General features: G+C 65.5%; 19 protein-coding genes. 3 read left to right on the forward strand and 16 right to left on the reverse strand.

The genetic code is table 11. From position 1 onward, the window contains the following. Positions 1-274: 274 nt before the first annotated feature. Together AC3WUM_RS22240 and AC3WUM_RS22245 are read left to right on the forward strand one after the other, a co-directional pair. The gene (locus tag AC3WUM_RS22240; RefSeq protein ID WP_492413112.1) at positions 275-2,068 is read left to right on the forward strand and encodes an NAD(P)-binding domain-containing protein; all 1,794 of its coding nucleotides are present in this window, start codon (positions 275-277) and stop codon (positions 2,066-2,068) included. A gap of 28 nt (positions 2,069-2,096) precedes the next feature. Continuing rightward, positions 2,097-2,876 (forward strand): acetoin reductase, encoded by a 780-nt coding sequence (locus AC3WUM_RS22245; RefSeq protein WP_492413114.1) that lies wholly within the window; start codon positions 2,097-2,099, stop codon positions 2,874-2,876. A 75-nt stretch (positions 2,877-2,951) separates the two neighbouring features. Here the strand turns inward: AC3WUM_RS22245 and AC3WUM_RS22250 are convergent, their stop codons facing one another. The 5 genes from AC3WUM_RS22250 to cysM form a co-directional block, all read right to left on the reverse strand. Next, complete coding sequence (locus tag AC3WUM_RS22250) at positions 2,952-4,901, reverse strand: sigma-54-dependent Fis family transcriptional regulator (RefSeq protein WP_492413115.1); 1,950 nt, start codon at positions 4,899-4,901, stop codon at positions 2,952-2,954. A 267-nt stretch (positions 4,902-5,168) separates the two neighbouring features. Then, on the reverse strand, positions 5,169-7,109 hold the full coding sequence (locus tag AC3WUM_RS22255; RefSeq protein WP_492413116.1) for a metallophosphoesterase: 1,941 nt from the start codon (positions 7,107-7,109) through the stop codon (positions 5,169-5,171). Between the two features lie 108 nt (positions 7,110-7,217). Further along, positions 7,218-8,537 (reverse strand): 23S rRNA (uracil(1939)-C(5))-methyltransferase RlmD, encoded by a 1,320-nt coding sequence (rlmD, locus tag AC3WUM_RS22260; RefSeq protein WP_492413117.1) that lies wholly within the window; start codon positions 8,535-8,537, stop codon positions 7,218-7,220. 37 nt (positions 8,538-8,574) lie between these two features. Beyond that, on the reverse strand, positions 8,575-9,360 hold the full coding sequence (locus tag AC3WUM_RS22265; RefSeq protein WP_492413119.1) for a 3'-5' exonuclease: 786 nt from the start codon (positions 9,358-9,360) through the stop codon (positions 8,575-8,577). A 14-nt stretch (positions 9,361-9,374) separates the two neighbouring features. Continuing rightward, positions 9,375-10,265 carry a cysteine synthase CysM gene (cysM, locus tag AC3WUM_RS22270; RefSeq protein WP_492413121.1) on the reverse strand — a complete coding sequence of 297 codons (891 nt, stop codon included), beginning with the start codon at positions 10,263-10,265 and terminating at the stop codon, positions 9,375-9,377. Between the two features lie 19 nt (positions 10,266-10,284). Between cysM and AC3WUM_RS22275 the strand changes: the two genes are divergently transcribed. Beyond that, entirely contained in the window at positions 10,285-12,660 is a 2,376-nt protein-coding gene (locus tag AC3WUM_RS22275; protein WP_492413122.1) for an ATP-binding protein, read from the forward strand. 4 nt (positions 12,661-12,664) lie between these two features. On the opposite strand, the gene acpS is transcribed toward AC3WUM_RS22275, so the two are convergent. The 11 genes from acpS to AC3WUM_RS22330 all read right to left on the reverse strand — a co-directional run bounded on the left by acpS (position 12,665) and on the right by AC3WUM_RS22330 (position 22,168). Next, complete coding sequence (gene acpS / locus AC3WUM_RS22280; protein WP_492413124.1) at positions 12,665-13,129, reverse strand: holo-ACP synthase; 465 nt, start codon at positions 13,127-13,129, stop codon at positions 12,665-12,667. A 7-nt stretch (positions 13,130-13,136) separates the two neighbouring features. After that, entirely contained in the window at positions 13,137-13,871 is a 735-nt protein-coding gene (locus AC3WUM_RS22285) for a pyridoxine 5'-phosphate synthase (protein ID WP_492413126.1), read from the reverse strand. 99 nt (positions 13,872-13,970) lie between these two features. After that, a complete protein-coding gene (locus AC3WUM_RS22290; RefSeq protein ID WP_492413128.1) occupies positions 13,971-14,711 on the reverse strand; it encodes a hypothetical protein in 741 nt (246 codons plus the stop codon). 139 nt (positions 14,712-14,850) lie between these two features. Beyond that, entirely contained in the window at positions 14,851-15,561 is a 711-nt protein-coding gene (gene recO / locus AC3WUM_RS22295; RefSeq protein WP_492413129.1) for a DNA repair protein RecO, read from the reverse strand. 10 nt (positions 15,562-15,571) lie between these two features. After that, positions 15,572-16,474 (reverse strand): GTPase Era, encoded by a 903-nt coding sequence (gene era / locus AC3WUM_RS22300; protein ID WP_492413225.1) that lies wholly within the window; start codon positions 16,472-16,474, stop codon positions 15,572-15,574. Positions 16,475-16,485: 11 nt separating this feature from the next. Further along, positions 16,486-17,172, reverse strand: coding sequence for a ribonuclease III (rnc, locus tag AC3WUM_RS22305; protein WP_492413131.1), 687 nt, complete (start codon positions 17,170-17,172; stop codon positions 16,486-16,488). A 9-nt stretch (positions 17,173-17,181) separates the two neighbouring features. Next, entirely contained in the window at positions 17,182-17,571 is a 390-nt protein-coding gene (locus tag AC3WUM_RS22310) for a DUF4845 domain-containing protein (RefSeq protein WP_492413133.1), read from the reverse strand. Positions 17,572-17,581: 10 nt separating this feature from the next. Next, positions 17,582-18,430 (reverse strand): signal peptidase I, encoded by an 849-nt coding sequence (lepB, locus tag AC3WUM_RS22315; protein WP_492413135.1) that lies wholly within the window; start codon positions 18,428-18,430, stop codon positions 17,582-17,584. Positions 18,431-18,484: 54 nt separating this feature from the next. Beyond that, positions 18,485-20,299 carry a translation elongation factor 4 gene (gene lepA, locus AC3WUM_RS22320; RefSeq protein WP_492413137.1) on the reverse strand — a complete coding sequence of 605 codons (1,815 nt, stop codon included), beginning with the start codon at positions 20,297-20,299 and terminating at the stop codon, positions 18,485-18,487. A gap of 112 nt (positions 20,300-20,411) precedes the next feature. Further along, positions 20,412-20,675, reverse strand: a complete 264-nt coding sequence (locus AC3WUM_RS22325) for a glutaredoxin family protein (RefSeq protein ID WP_492413139.1) — start codon at positions 20,673-20,675, stop codon at positions 20,412-20,414. Further along, on the reverse strand, positions 20,675-22,168 hold the full coding sequence (locus tag AC3WUM_RS22330) for a Do family serine endopeptidase (protein ID WP_492413140.1): 1,494 nt from the start codon (positions 22,166-22,168) through the stop codon (positions 20,675-20,677). Before AC3WUM_RS22330 ends, AC3WUM_RS22325 begins: the two co-directional genes overlap by 1 nt. Positions 22,169-22,202 lie beyond the last annotated feature (34 nt).

Genomic DNA, 22,202 nt, shown 5'->3' on the forward strand with positions numbered 1-22,202 from the left:
AGGGTTTGGTTGGAAACGGCGCTCATTGTAAGCCCTTGAGTCCGTCGTCGCGGCCAGGCGAGCGCCAAGGCCAGCGCCACACCTGTGGTGGAGCCCGCCACAGTTTCGCCTCGAATGCGCCCGTGACACGCCGCGGCACCACACGCAAGCCCTTGAATCTTCTGCAATCCCATGCCTGGCCCGGGTTTCGCCCTATTGATCGCGCCAGCACGCACCGCGTCGTTCGGCGACGTGGCGCAGGTAACGCCCGATCCATAACCATGAGGAGAAGCAGATGAGCCTTGATGCAACCCAAACAGCCCAGCGCTGGCTGTCCGATTTCGATTCCAGGCTGCAGGCACGCGATGTCGATGCGGTGACGCAGCTGTTCGCCGAGGACGGCTTCTGGCGCGATCTGGTCGCCTTCACCTGGAACCTCAAGACCAGCGAAGGCCACGCACAGATCGGCGACATGCTGCGCGCCCGTCTCGACGACGTGGCCCCGACCAACTGGAAGCTCGACGGTGAAGCCAGCGAAGACGGCGGCGTGATCTCCTGCTGGCTCAGCTTCGAAACGCGGCTCGCACGCGGCTACGGCCAGTTGCGCCTGCGCGATGGCCGCGCCTGGACGCTGCTGACGACGATGCGCGAACTCAAGGGCCATGAGGAAAAGCGCGGAGACACGCGACCGCTCGGTGCGCATCACGGCATCGAAAAACATCCGCGCAGCTGGCTCGACAAGCGTCGCGAGGAAGAAGCCTCGCTAGGCCACAGCGTGCAGCCGTACTGCCTCGTCATCGGCGGCGGACAAGGCGGCATCGCGCTCGCCGCGCGCCTGCGCCAGCTCGATGTGCCGACGCTGGTGATCGATCGCAATCCGCGTCCGGGCGATGCCTGGCGTAATCGATATCGCTCGCTGTGCCTGCACGATCCGGTCTGGTACGACCATCTGCCCTACCTGAATTTTCCCGAGCACTGGCCGGTGTTCGCGCCCAAGGACAAGGTCGGCGACTGGCTCGAGATGTACGTAAAGCTCATGGAGGTGAATTACTGGGGCAGCACCGAGGCCACGCAGGCGCGCTACGACGAAACCCGGCAGGAATGGGAAGTGATCGTGCAGCGTGGCGACGAGGCGATCACGCTGCGGCCCAAGCAGCTGGTGCTCGCCACCGGCATGTCGGGCATGCCGAACATTCCGAAATTCAAGGGCGCCGAGCGCTTCAAGGGCCAGCAGCATCATTCCTCGCGCCATCCGGGCGGCGAAGCCTACGCGGGCAAGAAGTGCGTGGTGATCGGCGCGAACAATTCGGCACACGACATCAGCGCTGATCTGTGGGCGCACGATGCGGACGTGACGATGGTGCAGCGCTCGTCCACTCACATCACGCGCTCGGAAACGCTGATGGATCTGGTGTTCAAGCCGCTGTATTCGGAAGAAGCGCTGCGCAACGGCGTCACCACGTCGAAGGCCGATCTGACGTTTGCATCGATTCCGTACAAGATCCTGCCGCAATTCCAGAAGCCTGCGTTCGATGAGATGGCCGAGCGCGACAAGGACTTTTATCAGCGTCTCGAATCGGCCGGCTTCATGCTCGATTTCGGCGACGATGGCTCGGGCCTGTTCCTCAAGTATCTGCGTCGCGGCTCGGGTTATTACATCGATGTCGGCGCTTCCGAACTCATCGCCAATGGCGACATCAAGCTCAAATCTCGCGTCGATATCCAGGAGATCACCGAAGACGCGGTGATTCTGTCCGATGGAACCAAGCTGCCGGCCGATCTGATCATCTACGCCACTGGCTACGGCTCGATGAACGGCTGGGCCGCGAAGATCATTTCGCAAGAGGTCGCCGACAAGGTCGGCAAGTGCTGGGGCCTCGGCAGCAGCACCACCAAAGATCCCGGCCCGTGGGAAGGCGAGCTTCGCAATATGTGGAAGCCCACGCAGCAGGAAGCGCTGTGGTTTCACGGCGGCAACCTGCATCAGTCGCGGCACTATTCGCTGTATCTCTCGCTACAGATCAAGGCGCGCAAGGAAGGCATCGAGACGCCGGTTTATGGCCTGCAGCCGGTTCATCACCTGAGCTGAATCATCCACGCTCTCATCAGGAGAACTCATGAGCATTCAAGGAAAAGTCGCGCTCGTCACCGGCGCCGGACAAGGCATCGGTCGTGGCATCGCATTGCGCCTCGCACGCGACGGTGCCGACATCGCACTCGTCGATATCAAGAAAGATCAGATCGATGCCGTCGCCAAGGAAGTAGCCGCGCTCGGACGCCGCGCTACGGTGTTCGTCGCCGATGTCGCCAAGCGCGAGCAGGTGTTCGATGCGGTGGCTTATGCCGAAGACAAGCTCGGCAGCTTCGACGTGATGGTCAACAACGCCGGCATCGCGCAGGTGGCACCGCTGCTCGATGTCAGGCCCGAGCAGGTCGATCGCATCCTGCGCATCAACGTGCAAGGCGTGCTCTGGGGCATTCAAGCCGCGGCCACGCAACTCAAGTCGCGCAAGCGTCGCGGCAAGATCATCAACGCCTGTTCGATCGCTGGCCACGAAGGCTATGCGCTGCTCGGTGTTTATTCGGCGACCAAGTTCGCGGTGCGCGCACTCACGCAGGCTGCGGCGAAGGAACTCGCGAGCGATGGCATCACCGTCAACGCCTATTGCCCGGGCGTGGTCGGCACCGACATGTGGGTCGAGATCGACAAGCGCATGGCCGAAGTCACCGGCGCTGCGATCGGTGCGACTTACGAGAAGTTCGTCGGCGGCATCGCACTCGGACGCGCCGAAACACCCGATGACGTCGCCAGCTTCGTTTCGTATCTCGCGGGCCCGGACTCGGATTACATGACCGGACAGGCGCCGATGATCGACGGCGGACTCGTGTATCGCTGAAAGCTTCTCGTGGCCTTGAACGCCGCAGTCCGATTCGCACTCGGCTGCGGCGTCTTTTTTTGCGCGCCTGATCGCTCAGTGATGCCGGCGATTCGGCGGCACCAGGCCATGCTTGCGCATGCGCCGATGCACCGTGGTGCGATCGACACCGAGCTTGCGTGCAACGGCCGAAACGTTCCAGCCATATTCGCGCAGCGCGGCGAGCAGTTGCGTCACCGAAGATTGCTCGGACTTCATCGCCGGAACGATATCGATGGTCGGCGATGAAAACGCCGGCAGATCATCGATCTCGATGACACCATCGCTGCACAGCACGCGCGCGAGTTCGAGCACGTTGACGAGTTCGCGGATGTTACCGGGCCAATCGTGCGCCTCGATGACTGCACGCGCCGCAACGCTCAGTCGGACGCTCGCGGCATGGCCGTCGCTGGTACCGCGACGCAGCAACTCGTCGATGAGCCATCCCAAGTCCGAGCGCTCGCGCAAGGGCGGAATCGCGAGCCTTGCGGCGGACAGGCGGAAGAACAGGTCTTCGCGGAACTGCCCATCACGCACGAGCGTGGACAGATCGCGATGCGAGGCCGAGATCACCCGCACGTTCACCGATATCGGCCGCGAGCCACCGAGCGGCTGCACCTCGCGCTCGGCGAGCACGCGCAGCAGTCGTGCCTGCAGCGCCAACGGCATATCACCGATTTCATCGAGAAACAGCGTGCCGCCATCGGCTTCGACGATCAGCCCTCGCCTGCCCTTGGCACGCGCGCCGGTGAAGGCGCCGGGCGCGTAACCGAACAGCTCGCTCTCGATCAGCGACTCGGGCAGCGCAGCGCAATTGACCGCGACGAAGGGACGCTCGCGTCCGCCGCTGTCGTGGACGCTGTTGTGAATGGCCCGCGCGAGCACTTCCTTGCCACTGCCGGTTTCGCCTTGCAACAGAATCGAAATCGGCTTGTCGGCAAGCTTGGTCGCCATCGTCAGCAGCCGCTGCATTGCCGCATCACCGCCGGTGAGCTGTTGCAGCGGCGCGGAGATTCGAGCTGGGGATTCTGCAGGTTCACCGCCGTTGCGCCGGCTGCGCATCGGCACCGGCTGCGGAGCCGCCGCGTTCGCGTAGATGAGCCCGCCATTGCGCAATTGGATGCGCCGCTCCTGCGTCGGCAGTGCGCGCGTAAGGCTCGGCAGTTCGTCGAGTTCGACGTCGAAAGCCTCGTTGAAACGCCGACCGAGCAGCGAGGGCGCCCGTCTCCAGTCGAGTCCGAGCGCATGCGCCATGAGCTTGCGGCCCGCGTGCGTCATGCCGACCACGCAACCGCTGTCGTCGATCGCGATCGCCGCTTCGGGATCGACATCGACGAAGGCCTGCGAGCGGCTGAAGCGCACGATCCAGTTGCTGCGAAAACTCGCCATCAGATGCGCCATCTCGATGCGCAGCGTGCTCGATCGCACGAGCTGCATCGCCAGCGCCTGGCTGTGCTTGGATTCGGGTGAACGCAGCGCCGAAACATCGAGCACCGCAGCGAGCGCTCCACGCGCGTCGTAGATCGGCGCGGCCGTGCAGGTCAGCGGAATATGCGTCGCATCGAAGTGATCGCCCTGATGAATGATCACCGGCTCGCCCGAAGCCAGGCAGGCGCCAACCGCATTGGTGCCGGCCTGCGATTCCGACCAGTCCGAACCGAGCGTAAGCCCAGCCTCGTGCAACGCCTGCGCCTGGCTGCGATCACCGATGTGATCGACCGTCACGCCGCGATCGTCCGACAGCAGCACCACGTAACCTTGTCCGCTGACCTGGCCATACAAACCTTCGAGCCCGAAGCGCGCCGTGCGGATCAGCGCATCGAGCCGTTCGCGATGCTCGCGCAGGCGATTGTCTGGCACCACGTAGGCGTCGCGCATGCGCGACGGATCGAGCCCGTATTGGCCCACGCAACGCTGCCAGCTCGCTCGCACCGCGCTATCACGCAAGCTCGGCGCTCCGCCGACAACTTCGAGCACCTCGCGAATGTGCTTGTGCGTCTCGTCCATGTCTCGCTCCTGCACTTCAATGCGGAAGCCCTGAAAGCTTCCTGAGCTTGACCCCAGCCGGCGCCGCTGGTTCCAGGCTCTCGATGACGCCGGACGCAGCTCATGGCCGCGATCTCTGACGAAGTGTGTCGGATCATGGTGCCCGATTCATCGCCGTTCGAGAACCCGGCGCGCAGCACAAAAAAAGCGCCGACCTCTCGGCCGGCGCTTCGCTGAATCAACGGTGCAGCAGCGGTCTTACAGATTCGTCGCCGCGGCTACCGGCGGCTACAGCGAGAACTCGTCGAACTTGTAGGCCTCACGTCCCGGATAACGCGTGTCGAAGGCGTAGCTCGACACCACCCCGGTCGAGGTATCGAGAATGCTGAATGCAGTAACGTCGTTGCTCGACACGAACGGATACGGCTGGGTGCCGAGCAGATCGGCCATCGGGTTGGCGATCGTCGGCCCGATGATCTCGCGGCCCTGCGGATCGCCGAGCGCCGGGTAGTTCAGCAGATCCCAGGTGAAGCTCGTGTGCGCCGCAGTGCTCTCGACCCAGCTCGGCTGCGCGCGCGAGTAGAAGCCTTCCCAGGCCGCGCCGTAGCTGTTGCCGACGTTCGAAGTCTCGATGTAGTGCAGGTTGCCAACCTTGGCGCGATTCCACAGATGCGAATGCCCCACGTGCACCAGCTGCACGCCCGCATCGACCAGCAGCGGCTCGACATCGCGCTTCCACAAATCCTGTTCGAGCGGATAGTCGTACTTCACGTAGCGAATGCGGCCCCCATCGATCAGCGGCTGAATCTGCGCATTCCACACATCGGGCGCGATCGGAAAAGTAAACGGGCCGACGATGCTGCGCGAGCCATCTTCGTTGGCCACATCGAGGCTCATGACGTTCTGCGCCATCACCGGCGTGGCGTTGTCACCGAGGCCGAAGATCGACTGATGCACCATCACCACCTTGTACTTGGCGCTCTTGAAGTCATCGCTCGCGAGCACGGTCTTGAGCCAGTCATGCTGCGTGGAGCCAGCGCCGAACGGCCAGAAGTGATGATCACCAAAGCCCCAGTTTTCCGGCTTGTTGAGATCGGCGAGCGCCTCGGTGAACTTGCCCTTGATGTTCGGGCTCCAGCTGCGCCAGATGCGATTGCCGTCGAGTGCGATCAGGAAGGTATCGCCAATGCGCTGCGCGTAATAGCGCTCGCCATCGGGGCCTTCCGGCAGCGTGAACATTTCTTCGTACGACACCGTTTCGTACGAGTGATCGGCGATCCACTGCTCGCGCACGGCCGCGTCGTTGCCCGGATTGACTTCGGCCTTCTGCTTCTCGTACGCAATCTCGGCGTACCAGCGCGGCTGCGAATCGTTGAAGCGCGCATTGAGGTTGCCCGACTCCGGCAGATTGCGGCCCATCACTTCATGGTTGCCGATGATCGGGAACAGCCAGGCGTTCTGCAGCAGTTCGCCGCCCGGATACTGCGCGGTCGGCTGCCACTTGCCGAGCTGACCTTGCAGCGAAGCGAAGAACGACGGCGCGTTGGCGCCCGCGGAATCGAACCACTCCGAAGCACGGTTCGGCACGTTGATCAGATCGCCCGCGAACAGCACGCCATCGATCGGTCCGAAGCGCTCAGCCACCTGCTGATAATTGGCGCCGGCCATCTTCTTGAGCTGCAGATCGGAGGTCAGCAGAAAGCGCGTGGTCTGGCCCACGGCGGGCAGCGGCTGCAACTCGTATTCGCCGCTGCGACGCGTTTCGCCGTTGTGCACGCTGACCGCGACGTAAGGCCGCTTCTGGCCCGCGCTGAGCCCGCTGATGGTGGCCTCGTGACGCCAGACATCGCGCTCGAGCACGCCCGCATAGGTGCGGCCCGAAACCACCGAGCTCGCGTCCTCGTACATGCGCGACATCTTCATCGTCGTCGCATCGGCGCTCTGGGCGTAGTTGTCACCGTAGCGCACGCGATGCTGCTCGCCTTGGTACTCGGTGAACCAGACCACTTTCACCGAATCGGCCGTGGGGTTTTGCAGCATCGGCTCGGAGAGCACGGTGCGATCGTCCTTGAACAGCAGCGTCGGCAGATCAGAAACCGGAGCAGACGGACCTTCCGGTCCGGCAGGTCCCACCGGTCCCTGCGCGCCATCGCGACCATCATCGCCCGAACAGGCACCGAGCCCCATCGCGATCATCGAGGCCACCAACGTCAAAGCAAACTTGCCCATGCTGCAACTCCATCATTCCCTTGAGTGAAGGGCGATGATGGGTAATCGATGTTTCTTTATCGTTACGATTAGAAAAACATTGCAACGGAATGGATAGACCGAGCGCGCTCAGCCCTTCACGAACAGCGCCATGCTCTCAACGTGCGCGGTGTGCGGGAACATGTCCATCACGCCGGCACGCACGAGCCGATAGCCATGCTCGTGCACGAGCAGCCCCGCATCGCGCGCGAGCGTGCCCGGATGGCAGGACACGTAGAGAATGCGCTTCGCCCCGATCTTGCCGAGCAGCGGCAGAATTTCCTGCGCACCGGCACGCGGCGGATCGATCAGCACCGCGTCGTAAGCGGCTTTTGCCCACGGCGCGTCGTTCTGCGGCTGGAACAGATCGCCCTTGTGCGCCTCGATGTCGAGGCCCAAGCGCTGCACGTTGTCGCGCGCCCGCTGCACCAGCGAGGCTTCGCCTTCGACGGTGACGACGTGTGCGCCGGTGCGCGCGAGCGGAATCGAAAAATTGCCGAGCCCGCTGAACAGTTCGAGCACGCGTTCGCCGGGCTTGAGCTGCAGCCAATCGAGTGCCTGCGCGACCGCTTGTTTGCTGATCGCAGCGTTGATCTGAATGAAATCGGTCGGGCGAAAACGCAGGCGATCGGGCTCGACCAGCGGCGCGTAGCTGAGTTCGCGCACTTCGCCTAGCGGCGTGATCGAGTCAGGGCCCGAAGGCTGCAGATAAAAGTCGACGTCGTGCTCACTCGCGAACGCTAGCAGCTTGGCCAGATCGTCTTCGGTCGGCGGCGCGAGCACGCGCAGCACGAGTGCAACGGGTTCAGCGGTCGCGACTTCGATCTGCGGCAGCTGAGACCGCAGGCTCAAGGATGCGATGAGTTCACCGAAGGCGCGCAGCTTTTCACCGACACGCGGATCGAGCACCACGCAGCGTTCGAGCGCAGCGAGAAACGAGCTTTCGCGCTCACGAAAACCGACTAGCACGGTCTCGCGCTTGAAGACGTACTTCACGCCGAGGCGAGCACGACGCCGATAACCCCAGACCGGGCCGGTGATCGGCGGCGCCACTTCATCGGCCTTCACTTTTCCGATGCGCGCAAAACCTTCGAACAGCTGCTTCTGCTTGAAGCGAATCTGCGCCTCGGGTGCCAGATGCTGCAGCGCGCAGCCGCCGCACAAACCGAAGTGCTCGCACTTGGGCTGCACGCGATCGGGCGAGGCTTGTTCGACGCTCAGCGTCTGCCCTTCATCGATGTCACGCCCGGTACGCACGTAGCGAAACTGCACGCGCTCACCGGGCAGTGCATCGGCGATGAAGGTCACCTTGCCGTTGATGCGCGCGATGCCGCGGCCGTCGTCGGCCAGATCGGTCACTTCAGCAAGGAATTCTCCTGCGGGCGGCAGTTTTCTTTTTCGGGAAGGCATTGAATGCAGCTTGAGAAGACAGCGTGAAAAGGAGGCGTCAGCGAGCCCAGCTCGCCGCGTATTCGATCCAGTGCGATGCGCTCGATGCGCTCAAAAAGTTGCGCGCCAGATCGAGTTCGTCGGCGAGTTCTTCGGCCGTGAGAATGCCGCGCATGCGCAGGAAGCGCAGATAGATCAGCCAGGTATTCAGCACGTCGGTTTCGCAGTACGCACGAATCTCAGCAATGCCGCCGCGCTTGTACGCACCGAACACCTGCGAGCCGTCCATGCCGAGCTTGCCCGGAAAGCCGAGCAGTACCGCGATCTCGTGCATCGGCGCATTGTTGCGCCCGCTGTAGAGCGCGAGCACGTCCATCAGATCGGTGTGCTTGAACTCGTAGCGCTTGAGATAGTTGTTCCACTTGGCATCGCGATCGAAGATGCCGTTGTCCCAATACGCGCGCGCCTGCACACCGTGGATGAGCCCGCGATAGTGCAGCACCGGCAAGTCGAAGCCGCCGCCGTTCCAGCTCACGATGGTCGGCCGGTAGCGCTCGATGCCGTCGAAGAAGCGTTGCACCAGTTCGGCTTCGCCGGTGGTCTCGTCGCCGAGCGACCAGACTCTCAAATCGTTGCCCGCACGCAGCACGCAGGAGATCGCGACGATGCGCTGCAGATGCGCGGGCTGGAAATCGCTGCCGCGCGCGGCCACGCGCAGCGCCTGCATCGCGGTCCAGACCTGATCGTCGCTTGCGTTGTCGAGTCCGTGAAGACGGCGCCCGCCCTCGAGATCGGGAATCGTCTCGATGTCGAAGACCAGTACGGGTTCGGTCGGAAAAGCCACGATCGGTTCGCGCCTCAATCCGGAAAAACGCCCGTCGAGATATACCGATCGCCGCGATCGCAAATGATGCAGGCGATCGTCGCGTTCTCGAGTTCCTTGCAGAGCTGCAGCGCGGCCCACACCGAGCCGCCCGACGACGGGCCGCAGAACAGGCCTTCGCGTTTGGCGAGCAGGCGCATGGTGGCTTCGGCGTCTTCGGCCGAGGCTTCGATGATGCGATCGATGCGCGAGCGGTTGAAGATGCCGGGCTGGTATTGCTCGGGCCATTTGCGGATGCCTGGAATCGACGATTCGCCCTTGGGATACACGCCGACGATCTGGATGTCCGGGTTCTGTTCCTTCAGGAAGCGCCCGGTGCCCATGATGGTGCCGGTGGTGCCCATCGTCGCGACGAAGTGCGTGATCGTGCCCTGCGTGTCGCGCCAGATTTCGGGGCCGGTGCCTTCGTAATGCGCGCGCGGATTGTCCGGGTTGGAGAACTGGTCGAGCACGCGGCCCTTGCCTTCGCGCTGCATCTTCATGGCGAGGTCGCGAGCGCCTTCCATGCCCTCTTCCTTGGTGACGAGAATGATCTCGGCGCCGAAGGCCTTCATCATCGCGCGACGCTCGGCGCTCATGTGCGCGGGCATGATCAGCACCATGCGGTAGCCCTTCATCGCCGCGGCCATCGCGAGCGCGATGCCGGTGTTGCCCGAAGTGGCCTCGACGAGCGTGTCGCCGGGCTTGATCTCGCTGCGTTCCTCGGCGCGCCGGATCATCGAATACGCGGGCCTGTCCTTGACCGATCCGGCCGGATTGTTGCCTTCTAGCTTGGCGAACAGGCGGTTGGAACCGACGCCCGGCAGGCGTCTGAGCTGGGCAAGCGGCGTGTTGCCGATAAAATCGGCCAGGGAGGGTGCATTCATGGTGCGGGAAGTTTAGCCGATGGCGATCGAGCGACAGGGCACTCAGGCACCGCCGACGCTGCGCGAGCGCGGCCGCCGGCTGTTCTACGCCCTGCTCTGGCTGAGCCCGTCGATGCTCGCGGCCCTCATCGCGGTGCTGTTCTTCAGCCTGGCGACGACCACTCCGCTGTGGATCCGGACCTCGGCGCTGGTGCTCGCGTTCGCGAGCCTCGCGATGGGCCTGCGCCAGATGCGCCTGTGGGCCGACATCATCAGCCGGCTCGAAACGGCCCTGCGCGGCCTGGCCTCGGGCCGCCTCGAAGCGCGCGCGCCGTCCGACCTGCCGCCCGCGTTTGCGCGCCTCGGGGCGCAGATGAACGCGATCAGCCAGCAAATGCTCGGCTATCGCGACCAGCTCGAGCAGCGCATGCGCGCCGCGGTGAACCGCCTGCGCCGCGACCTCGAGCACGCCAACACCGACCTGCGCGTGGCGCAGAGCCATCTGGCCGAGGCCCAGCGCGAGCTGCGCCAGCAATCCGAACTGTTCTCTGGGCTCACGCACGAGCTGCGCACGCCGCTCACGGGCATCCTCGGCTTCGCCGACCTGCTGCGCAAAACCCGGCTCGACCAGGAGCAGGGCGACTATCTCGCCACGCTCGACCGCTCGGCGCGCGGCCTGCTGTCGATGCTCAACGACGTGCTCGACTGGAGCCGCATCGAGGCCGGCCGGCTCACGCTCAACGTCGAGCGCTTCGACCTCGCCGACGCGGTCGAGGACGTGGTCGCCCTGCTCGCCCCGCTGGCCTACGAGAAGAACCTCGAGCTCGTCCACATCATCTATCACGACGTTCCGCTGCAGCTCGACGGCGATCCGCAGCGGCTGCGCCAGATCCTCACCAACCTGCTGTCGAACGCGATCAAGTTCACCGAGAGCGGCGAAGTGGTGCTGCGGGTGATGAAGGAACGCCGCCAGGGGCACCGCTTCTGGCTGCGCGCCTCGGTGACCGACAGCGGCGTCGGCATCAGCGCGGCGCAGCGCGAGCGCATCTTCCAACCGTTCGAGCAGGCCGGCGGGCGCAGCGTGCAACCCGGCAGCGGCCTGGGCCTGACCATCGTCAAGCGCCTGGCCGAACTGATGGCGGGCAGCGTCTCGGTCGAGAGCGAACCCGGGCGCGGATCGACCTTCAGCGTGCTGCTCGAGCTGCGCTCGCTGACCGAGGCATCGCCGGCCTGGGAACATCTGCGCGGGCGCCGCATCTGGGTCATCGACACGCATCCGACGGCCTCGCTCGCGCTGAGCCATTCGCTGCAGTTCTGGGGCATCGAGGTGCTGCCGTTCGACGACGTCACCCAGCTCGCCGCACGCCTGCGCCACAGCGCCCCGAAGAGCCGGCCCGACGTGGTCATCGTCGGACTCAAGCCGGCCGAGCTCTCCGACCCGGCCGTCGAGGCGCTCGGCGCCCTCTGCATGGAAGCGCAGCCGCCGATGCTCGCGCTGCTGTCCTCGGCCTCGCCGGTCGACCAGCAGCAGGCCATCGACATCGGCGCCGCGCGCGCGCTGCCCAAGGCCGTGAGCCGCCTGCAGCTCTACCGCGAGCTTTGCGAACTGGTCCGCAGCGGTCATTCGGTGCCGCTGCTCGATGGCCGCAAGCTGCTGATCGCGGACAATAATCCGGCCAACCGGCGGTATCTGGTCGCGCTCGGCCACGAGCTCGGCGCGCAGGTCGTCGAGGCCGACGACGGCGACACCGCCTTGCAGCGCTGGCGCGAACACGATTGCGACTTCGCGCTGATCGACTACCGCATGCCGGGCCTCGACGGGCTTGGGGTGATCCGGGCGATCCGCGCCGACGAAGTCGCCGCGAAAATCCCCGGCAAGCGCCCCGCACGGCTCGTCGCGACCTCGGCGCATCTGAGCCCGGACGAGCGCGCCAGCCTGCGTTCGGCGGGCGCCGACCAGGTGCTCATCAAACCCTTCGACGAAAACCAGCTGCTGCGCGCGCTGACGCCCGAGCTCGCGCACGAAGTGCCGAGCCCGGCGCGCGCCTCGCGCCTCGCGCAGGACGCCGAGCTGCTGCGCCTGCTGCGCGAGGAGCTGCCGCTGCAGTTCAAGGAGCTCGAAGACGCCTTCAGCCGCGGCGATGCGATCGCGGCGCGCGCGGCCGCGCACACGCTCAACGGCACCGCCGCGTTCTACCAGCTGCACGAACTCAAGGCCGCGGCGCGCGACATGGAAGAACAGCTCGCCGCATCGGCCTTCGCGGGCGTCGGCGTCGGCGGGCTCGCGCGCCTGCGCACGGCCCTGCACGACACGCTCGGAACCATCGCGGCCGAGAGTTCGGCGGCGGATTCGGCCGAGAGCGCCGTGGTCGTCGATCTGGAATCGCGGCGCGCGCAGGCGCGACGGGCGGGCTGAAGCCTCAGCAACGCTCCAAGGTCACCACCACGCAGACGAAGTCGATTTCGTCGGTGATCGACACGTGCCGCGCGCCGATGCCGCGCGCGCGCAACACCGCCTCCACTTTCGGCGAGAACACGAGCTCGGGCTTGCCGAGCGCGCCACGCACCCAGCCCACTTCGTCGTGCGCGATGCCGCGAAATCCGGTGCCCAGCGCCTTGACGAAGGCTTCCTTCACCGCGAAGCACTTGGCGAGGAAATTCACCGGATCGCGCTGAGCCTCGCGCAGCGATTCGAGCCTTTGCATTTCGAGCGGATGCAGCAGGCGCCGGGCGAAACGCTCGGGATGCCGGGCCTGCACCTGCGCGAGCCGCGAGATCTGCAGCAGGTCGACGCCGACGCCGTAGAGCGCGGCGCGGTTTGCGGGCGTGACGACACGCGGGGCGCTGGAGCCCGCCGAATACGCGCCGCCGCGGCGTCGGATCATGGCCGGATCAGGCGCGCGCCGAGCGCATCGCCGCGATCATCTCGCGCGTGGCTTCGGCCATGCCGACCATCAGCGCACGACCGACCAGCGCATGCCCGATGTTGAGCTCGACGATCTCGGCGATGCGCGCGATAGCCCCGACGTTGGCTAGCGTGAGCCCGTGGCCGGCGTGCACTTCGATGCCGGCCGCATGCGCGGCCCTGGCGAAGCCTGCGATCACTGCAACTTCTTCGGCGCACGCATCGCCCTCGACTTCGGCGTAGCGCCCGGTGTGGATCTCGAGATGCGGAGCACCGCTCGCGATGCAGGCTTCGAGCTGATGCAGGTCGGGATCGACGAATAGGCTCACTTCGATGCCGGCGGCGGCGAGGCGCGCGCAGACTTCACGCACGCGCGGCAGCTGGCCGGCGACATCGAGCCCGCCTTCGGTGGTGCGCTCTTCGCGTTTCTCGGGCACCAGGCAGACGTAGCGCGGCTTGAGCGTGCAGGCGATACCGACCATTTCGTCGGTGACCGCCATTTCGAGATTGGTCGGGATCTTCGAGACCGCGAGCAGCCGGCTGACGTCGTGGTCCTGGATGTGCCGGCGGTCTTCGCGCAAGTGCACGGTGATCGAATCGGCGCCGGCCTGCGCGCAGATCAGCGCGGCTTCGACCGGATCAGGGTAGTTCACGCCGCGCGCCTGGCGCACGGTGGCGACGTGATCGACGTTGACGCCGAGGCGAAGAGGAAGGGCGGTCATGGCGGCTCGGTTTGCGAAGGCTGCGCATTGTAGAGCCTTCGCATCCGAGGCCATGACCGCCCCGATTCACTCACCGCAGCGCGGGCGCTGCGCGCCGGCTCAGAGCTTGAAGCGCCAGCCGAGCGCCAGACCGACCACCGGGTAGATCTTGTAATCCTTGGTGTCATCTTCGAGGTCGGCGCGCTCCTGCTCGACCTCCGCCTGGAACTGCTGGTCCACCGCACTGCCGTCGCCGACGGTGAAGCTGTCGCCGGTTCCGTTCGGGCCGGTGGTCGCCGAGCCGCTCGGCGTCAGCTCGATCTTCGGCGCGCCCTGGAAGTAGGCGCCGAGCTCGAAGCGGAAGTAGAAGTTCGAATCGCCCTGGATCGCGTTGCCCCAGCCCAGGCCCAGATACGGAACCGTCTTCTTGAAATCGATGCGGCCGTCGAGCGCGAGCGGATCGTTCGGGTCGGTGTAGTAATCCTCGTCTCCGACTTCGTAGGCCTCGCTCGCGTCGGTGCTGCGCGCCTGCGCGTTGATCTTGTTGCTGTTGGCGAACAGACCGCCGCTCAGATAGAAGCTGCCCTTGAACGGATGCACGTCGAGCTGGGCGCCGAAGCTGTTGAGCTTGAGCTTGCCCTCGTAGGCGACGTCGCCGCCGTCCTTGTCGTCGTAGTCGTAGCTGAAGGTGTTGAACGGCACGCGCAGGTTCAGGTAATCGTTGATCCCGATCGTGGCCTCGGCACCGAGGCCGAGCGTGCTGACCTTGGCGCCGACCGCAACGGCGGCGGCCTGCGAAGGCCCCGAAACGAAAGCGGCGGCACTGGCCACGGCGGCCAGCGCTAGAAAGCTCTTGCGCATTGATGAATCCCCCAAAGAGTACGGCCCGAGGAAGGGCCAATGGACACTGCCCGAACCTGCGAAACCGTCCCCACGGCTCCGCGAGCGGCGCGAAGATAACACGGCCTCAAACCCGCATCACTGCCTTGAAATCAGCGGCTTACTGTGCCGATGAGCGTGCCCGCAGGGCCCGCAGCAGGCGCGCGCTTTCGAGCTCGCGGGTGCCAAGCAGCGGCTTGAGCTGGCGATTCAGCAGGCGGCGCATGTCGCGCAGGGCCGCCGCATCGTCGAAGCGCTCGTCGCGCAGCGCGATCAGGCTCGCGCCCGAGTACACGTGCAAGACCTGCGGAGCGACGGCCGGCACCGGAATCGCGCCTTCTTCGGCGTCGAAACGGTAATGCAGCGTGGCGTCGAGATCGCCGGGCAGATCGAGGCCGTAGCCGAGTTCGTTGAGCAGGCGCAGCTCGAAGCGTCGCAACGCGGGCTCGATCGCCTGTGGCAGCTGCGCGATCGCCTCGGCGTAATCGGCGTAGAGCTGCGCATGCGGGTCGTGCCGCTGCACGAGCGTGAGCAGCAGCTCGTTGAGATACCAGCCGCAGAACACCGCCTCGCCGGCGAGCGTCACCGGAGGCGCGGCAGCCTCCGCGCCCGTCAGGGAGCCGAGGTCGCCCTGCTCGGTCCACGACAGCAGCAGGGGTTGGAACGGTTGCAGCAAGGCACGCAAGCGCGACTTGGGCGCACGCGCCCCGCGCGCGACGAGCCCGATGCGACCGTAATCCTGACTGAAGGCTTCGACGAGCAGGCTGGTGTCGCGAAACGGCTGCGTCCGCAGCACGTGCGCCAGCGCGAGTTCGATGCGAGCCCGCGCCATGGATCAGACGTTATTCGGACTCGTAGCCGAACTGGCGCAGCGCCTTCGGATCGTCGCTCCAGTTTTCCTTGACCTTGCACCAGAGCTGCAGGAACACCTTGTCGCCGGTGAGGTATTCGAGTTCCTTGCGCGCGGCGGTGCCGACGCGCTTGAGCGTGGTGCCTTCCTCGCCGATCACGATCTTCTTCTGCCCGTCGCGCTCGACCCAGATGGTCGCCGCGATGCGGCGCAGCTTGCCTTCGATCTGGTAGCGATCGATCGACACCGTGAGCGCGTACGGCAGCTCCTGATGCAGTGTGCGCACGAGCTTCTCGCGCACGATCTCGGAGGCTTCGAAGGCGTTGTCGTAGCCGACGATCATGTCTTCCGGATACAGCGGCGGACCTTCCGGCAGGCGGTCGAACAGCTCCTTCACGAGCGGCTTGAGGTTGCTGCCGCGCGTCGCCGAGATCGGCACCACGAAGGCGAAATCGCGCAGCGCACCGAGCTTTTCGAGCTGCGGAAACAGGTCTTCCTTGTTGTCGACGCGATCGACCTTGTTGACGAGCAGGCCGACCGGAACCGTCACGTCCTTGAGCCGATCGAGCACGGCCTGGTCCTCGTCGCGGAAGCTGCCGGCCTCGACCACGAACAGCACGAGATCGACGTCGTGGATCGCCCCGGCCGCGGCCTGGTTCATGAGCTTGTTGAGCGCCTTCTTCTCGCCGCGGTGCAGGCCCGGCGTATCGACGAAGACGATCTGCCCGCGCTCCTCGTGCAGCACGCCCTGGATGCGGTGGCGCGTGGTCTGCGGCTTATGCGACACGATGCTGACCTTGCGGCCGATCAGTGCGTTGAGCAGCGAGGACTTGCCCACGTTGGGCCGGCCGATGATGGTGACGATGCCGCTTTGCATGCTGTTCTGCTCGAAAATCGATGGTGCAACTAGGTGGTCGGAACCTGCAGGCGCTGCAGCAGCAGCTCCGCGGCCTTCTGCTCGGCGCTACGCCGGCTGTTGGAGAATGCTTCGGCCGTGTGCTCCATGTCGAGCAGGCGGGCGCGGACGACGAACTGGCGCCGGTGCGGCGGGCCCGCCTCGGAGAGCACTTCGTAGATCGGCAGCGGACGCGAGCGCGCCTGCAGCCATTCCTGCAAGCGCGTCTTCGGATCCTTGAGCGTTTCGGGATCGGGCAACTGCTGCAGCAGCTTGTCGAAGCAGCGCAGGCAGACGTCCTTGGCGACCTCGAAACCGCCGTCGAGGTAGATCGCCCCGAGCACCGCCTCGAAGGTATCGGCGAGCACCGAATCGCGCCGCCAGCCGCCGCTCTTGAGCTCGCCTTCGCCGAGCTTGATCGCATCGCCGAGCTTCAGATCGCGCGCGAGCACGGCCAGCGAAGGCTCGCGCACCAAGCTCGCGCGCAGGCGCGACAGCGCGCCCTCCTCGGCGGTCGGACGCATGCGGAACAGGTATTCGCCGATCACGAAATTGATCAGCGCGTCGCCGAGGAACTCGAGCCGCTCGTTGTTGGCGGCCGCGTGCGAGCGATGCGTGATCGCCCGGTCGAGCAGGGCCAGATCCTGGAACTCGTAGCCGAGCGCCTTCTGCAGCGGCTTGTGGGTCTTGCTCGCCAAGACGAAGACTCAGTCGCCGCTGCCGGTCCCGCTGCGCAGCGGCAGGTCGTCGCTGAAATCCACGACCACGGAGATGTTGTAGAACAGGTGCGCGCGCGCCTCGTAGTCGTAGCTCATGCGGCGACCCTGGTCGTTGCGCTTGATCTTGACGTCGGTGGGCTTGAGCCCGTCGATGTCCTCGATCATCCAGCGGCGCTGCAGGTGCTCGCGAATCGCCATCGAGTCCGACGCCGACAGCTCCGGATCCTCGCTGACCGAATGCAGCACGCGCGCCACTTTCATCTGGTTCAGGTACAGCGGCAGGCACTTGATGACGATCAGCGTCACGAGCGCGATCAGGCCGAACACGAACAGCAGACCGATGCCGCCGAGCCCTCGCTGTGTGTTCGGAGTGCGCATGCGCCAGTCCCTAGTTGATCGACGAGAAGATGCGCGAGAACAGCGGCCGCTTGCTCTGCGCGTCCCAGCTCATCCAGATGAAGAAGGCGCGGCCGACCAGGTTCTTCTCCGGGATCGTGCCCCAGAAACGGCTGTCGGAGCTGCCGTCGCGGTTGTCGCCCATGCCGAAGTATTCGCCGGGCGGCAGCACGATTTCGTCCCCCGAGCACAGGCGCAGGTTCACGTTCGGGCCGCCGACGATGGTCGGGCCGCAGAGTCCGTCGGACATGCGGTTCGGATCGACCAGGATGTGATGCGCCACGTCGCCGAGGTGCTCGACCATGCGATAGCGCACCGCGGTGCTGCTCGCCTCGCCGCCCGAGGCATAGACGCCGTCGGCCTCGAGCTTGGCGACTTCGCCGTTCACGTAAAGCGTCTTGTCGCGATACGCGAGCTTGTCGCCCGGCACGCCGACGATGCGCTTGATGTAGTCCTGGCTCGGATCGCCGGGCCAGCGGAACACCACCACGTCGCCGCGCTTGGGCTCGTTGCTGCCGAAGAAGCGGTGATGGAACACCGGGTCGCGCAGGCCGTAGGTGAACTTGTTGACGAGGATGAAATCGCCCTTGATCAGCGTCGGCAGCATCGACTCGGACGGAATGCGGAACGGCTCGGCGATGAACGAGCGCAGGATCAGCACGACGAAGATCACCGGAAAGAACGAGCGGCAGAAGTCGATGATCAAGCCCGGCTTGTCCTCGCCGCCGATGATCCCGCGGCGACGGCGCGCGAGCCACAGCGTGTCGATAAACCAGCCGATACCCGTCACGATCGTGAGGATGGTCAGCAACACCGCGAAATCAAAATGGACGTCCGACATCTTCTCGCCCTGCTCCTTCGATCCTGATCCTGTTTTTCGACTGCCGCCGCCGGCCTAGTCCTTGCGCTCGGCCTTGCGTTCCACGCCGAGCACGGCCAGGAAGGCTTCCTGCGGAATTTCCACCGAGCCGACCTGCTTCATGCGCTTCTTGCCCTCTTTCTGCTTTTCGAGCAACTTTTTCTTGCGGCTGATATCGCCGCCGTAGCACTTGGCGATCACGTTCTTGCGCAGCGCCTTGACCGTCGAGCGCGCGATGATCTTGGCGCCGATGGCGGCCTGGATCGCCACGTCGAACATCTGCCGCGGAATCAGGTCCTGCATGCGCTCGCAGAGGTCGCGGCCGCGCGCATACGCCGCATCGCGATGCACGATCGACGCCAGCGCATCGACCTTGTCGCCGTTGACGAGCACGTCGAGCTTGACCAGCGGGGCTTCCTGGAAGCGCAGGAACTCGTACTCGAAGCTCGCGTAGCCGCGAGAGACGCTCTTGAGGCGGTCGAAGAAATCGAGCACCACTTCGGCCATCGGCATCTCGACTTCCATCTGCACGGTGTTGCCGAGGTACTTGAGGTTGCGCTGGATGCCGCGCTTTTCCATGCACAGCTGCATCACCGGGCCAACGTAATCGGGCGGCATCAGCACGCGACAGTTGATGATCGGCTCGCGAATGTCCTCGAACTCGCTGCCTTCGGGCAGTTCGGCCGGGTTGTCGATCTTGCGCGTCTCGCCGAGCTTGTCGGTGATCTCGTAGATCACCGATGGCGCGGTGGTGATCAGGTTGAGGTTGTACTCGCGCTCGAGGCGCTCCTGCACGATTTCCATGTGCAGCATGCCCAAAAAGCCGATGCGGAAACCGAAGCCCAGCGCGGTGGAATTCTCGGGCTCGTACTGCAGCGCGGAATCGTTCAGGCGCAGCTTGGAGAGCGATTCGCGAAAGTCTTCGAAATCGTCGGCGTCGATCGGGAACATGCCCGCGAATACGCGCGGCTGCACGGTCTTGAAGCCCGGCAGCTGCTCGGTGCAGGGGTTCGACGGATCGGTCAGCGTGTCACCGACCGGCGCGCCGAAGATGTCCTTGATGCCGGCGATGACGAAGCCGACTTCGCCGGTCTCGAGCGCATCCTTGACCACGCGCTTGGGCGTATGCACGCCCAGCATGGTGATTTCGTGATCCTTGCCGGTCGACATCACGCGCATCTTCTGGCCCTTGCGGATGCGGCCGTTGATGACGCGAACGAGCGAGACCACGCCCAGATAGTTGTCGAACCAGGAGTCGACGATCAGCGCCTGCAGCTTGCCGTCCGGATTGCCGTTCGGAGGCGGCAAGGTCGCGACCACGGCTTCGAGCACGTCGCCGACGTTGAGGCCGGTCTTGGCCGAAATGCGCAGTGCATCGTTGGCCGGAATGCCGATGACGTCCTCGATCTCCTTGGCCACGCGCTCGGGTTCGGCGTTGTTGAGGTCGACCTTGTTGAGCACCGGCAGCACTTCGAGGTTCTGCTCGAGCGCGGTGTAGCAATTGGCCACCGACTGCGCCTCGACGCCCTGGCTGGCATCGACGACCAGCAGCGCGCCTTCGCAGGAGGCCAGCGAGCGGCTGACTTCGTAGCTGAAGTCGACGTGGCCGGGCGTGTCGATCAGGTTGAGCTGATAGGTCTCGCCGTTCTTCGCCTTGTAATCGAGCGAAACCGCCTGCGCCTTGATGGTGATGCCGCGCTCGCGCTCGATCGGGTTGTTGTCGAGCACCTGGGCCTGCATCTCGCGCTCCTCCAGGCCGCCGCAGAGCTGGATGAAGCGATCGGCCAGCGTCGATTTGCCGTGGTCGATGTGCGCGATGATGCAGAAGTTGCGGATGTTCGCTTGTTTCATAAACCGCTGACGAAGCCCGCGGCTGCGCAGCTGCCGCGCTGGCCTCGGGGAAAGGAGAAGTGGCGCAGTATAGCCGGCTTCGGGGCGGGCCCCGATGGCGCCGCGACGGTGCTCAGGCCGGCGGCGCGGAGCGCCTGCGTTGCTGGGCCAGCCAGTCGCCGACGGCCTCGGCGTCGAAGAAGGTGGTGCAGATCACGCTGCCATCGTCGTCGAGCAGCACCGGAATCTTGAGTCCGTAGCGACGCTGCCAGTCTTCGCGGCTGTCGACGTCGGCCTGCTCGATGGTCCAGGCCTGGTCCGGAAACCCGGTCAGCAGGGCTTCGAGCAGCTCCTCGCAGAGATGGCAGCCCGGCCGCCCGATCAGCCGCAGCCGCATCAGCGCTCCGCCGCTCCGGGCACTTCGAGCGGCAGGAACGACGGCGTGCCGCCGCGATTGACGAGCACCGGCACGGTCACGCCGGGCGTCAGCAGCGCGACGATCTCGCCGAGCCGCTGCGGCGAGCTGACTTCCTGCCCCGCGATCGACTGGACGATGTCCCCGCGCCGGATACCCGCGCGCGCGGCCGGCCCCGGAGCGACCGATTCGACGAGCACGCCGTTGCCGACCACCTGCCAGCGGCGGCGCAGCTCGTCGGGCAGCGGGCTCACGGTCAGGCCGAACTGGGCGGAGCCCGGTGCTGGTGCCTCGGGCACCGAGGCGTCGCCGTTGTCCTCGACGTCACGGTCCTGGTTCTCGAGCTCGCCGACCTCGACCTTGATCGTGATCTTGCGGCCGTCGCGCTGGACTTCGAGCGGAATGACCTGGCCCGGGTCGACGTTGCCGACCATCGGCGGCAGGGCGGCCGAGATCGGCAGCTCCTCGCCGTTGAAAGTCAGGATCACGTCGCCGGCCTTGAGTCCGGCACGCTCGGCCGGGCTGCCGGCCATCACGCGCGCCACGAGCGCGCCGACCGGACGCTCCATGCCGAAGGTCTGGGCGAGGTTGCGATCGACTTCCTGCACCACCACGCCGAGCCAGCCGCGCGTGACGCGGCCCTTGTCCTTGAGCTGGCGCGCGACCTTGGCGGCGACGTCGATCGGGATCGAAAACGAAACGCCTTGGTAGCCGCCCGACTGCGAATAGATCTGCGAATTGACACCCACCACCTCGCCGTCGAGGTTGAACAGCGGACCGCCCGAGTTACCCGGGTTGATCGCGACGTCGGACTGCAGGAACGGAACGTACTGTTCGGAGATCAGGTTGCGGCCCTTGGCCGAGACGATGCCCGCGGTCACCGAATAGTCGAAGCCGAACGGCGAGCCGATCGCGAGCACCCATTGGCCCGGACGCAGCTTGTTCGAAGCGCCGGTCTTGACCGCCGGCAGGCCCTTGGCGTCGATCTTGAGCAGGGCGAGGTCGCTGCGCTCGTCCGAGCCGACCACCTGCGCCGAGAACTGGCGCCGGTCGAGCAGGCGCACGATCACTTCCTTGGCGTCCTGGATCACGTGGTAATTGGTCAGGATGTAGCCGTCGTCCCAGAGGATGAAGCCCGAACCGAGCGGCTGCGGAGCGCCCGGCGCGCCCTCTTCGGGGTCGACCGAGCCTTCGCCCTGGCTGCTGTCGTCCTCGGGCGCGGCATCGCCCTGATCCTGGCCGTGCTGATCGAAGAAGCGCTTGAGCCAGTCGGGCGCGTTCTCGGGTGCTTCGCCACCGCCGCCGCCATCGAGCGCGCCCGGCGCCGGCACGGCCGAGATGGTGCTGATGTTGACGACCGACGGGCTCACGCGCTCGACCAGATCGGCGAAATCGGGGTATCCGCCCGTCGTCGAAGGCTTCGAGCACGAGGCGGCAGCGAACACCAAAGTCGACGCGACAACGGCGGTCAGCATCCGCCGTAGGAGACGCGCGGCATCAATCATGAGG

The sequence above is a fragment of the Hydrocarboniphaga sp. FW305-C-57 genome (assembly GCF_058783045.1).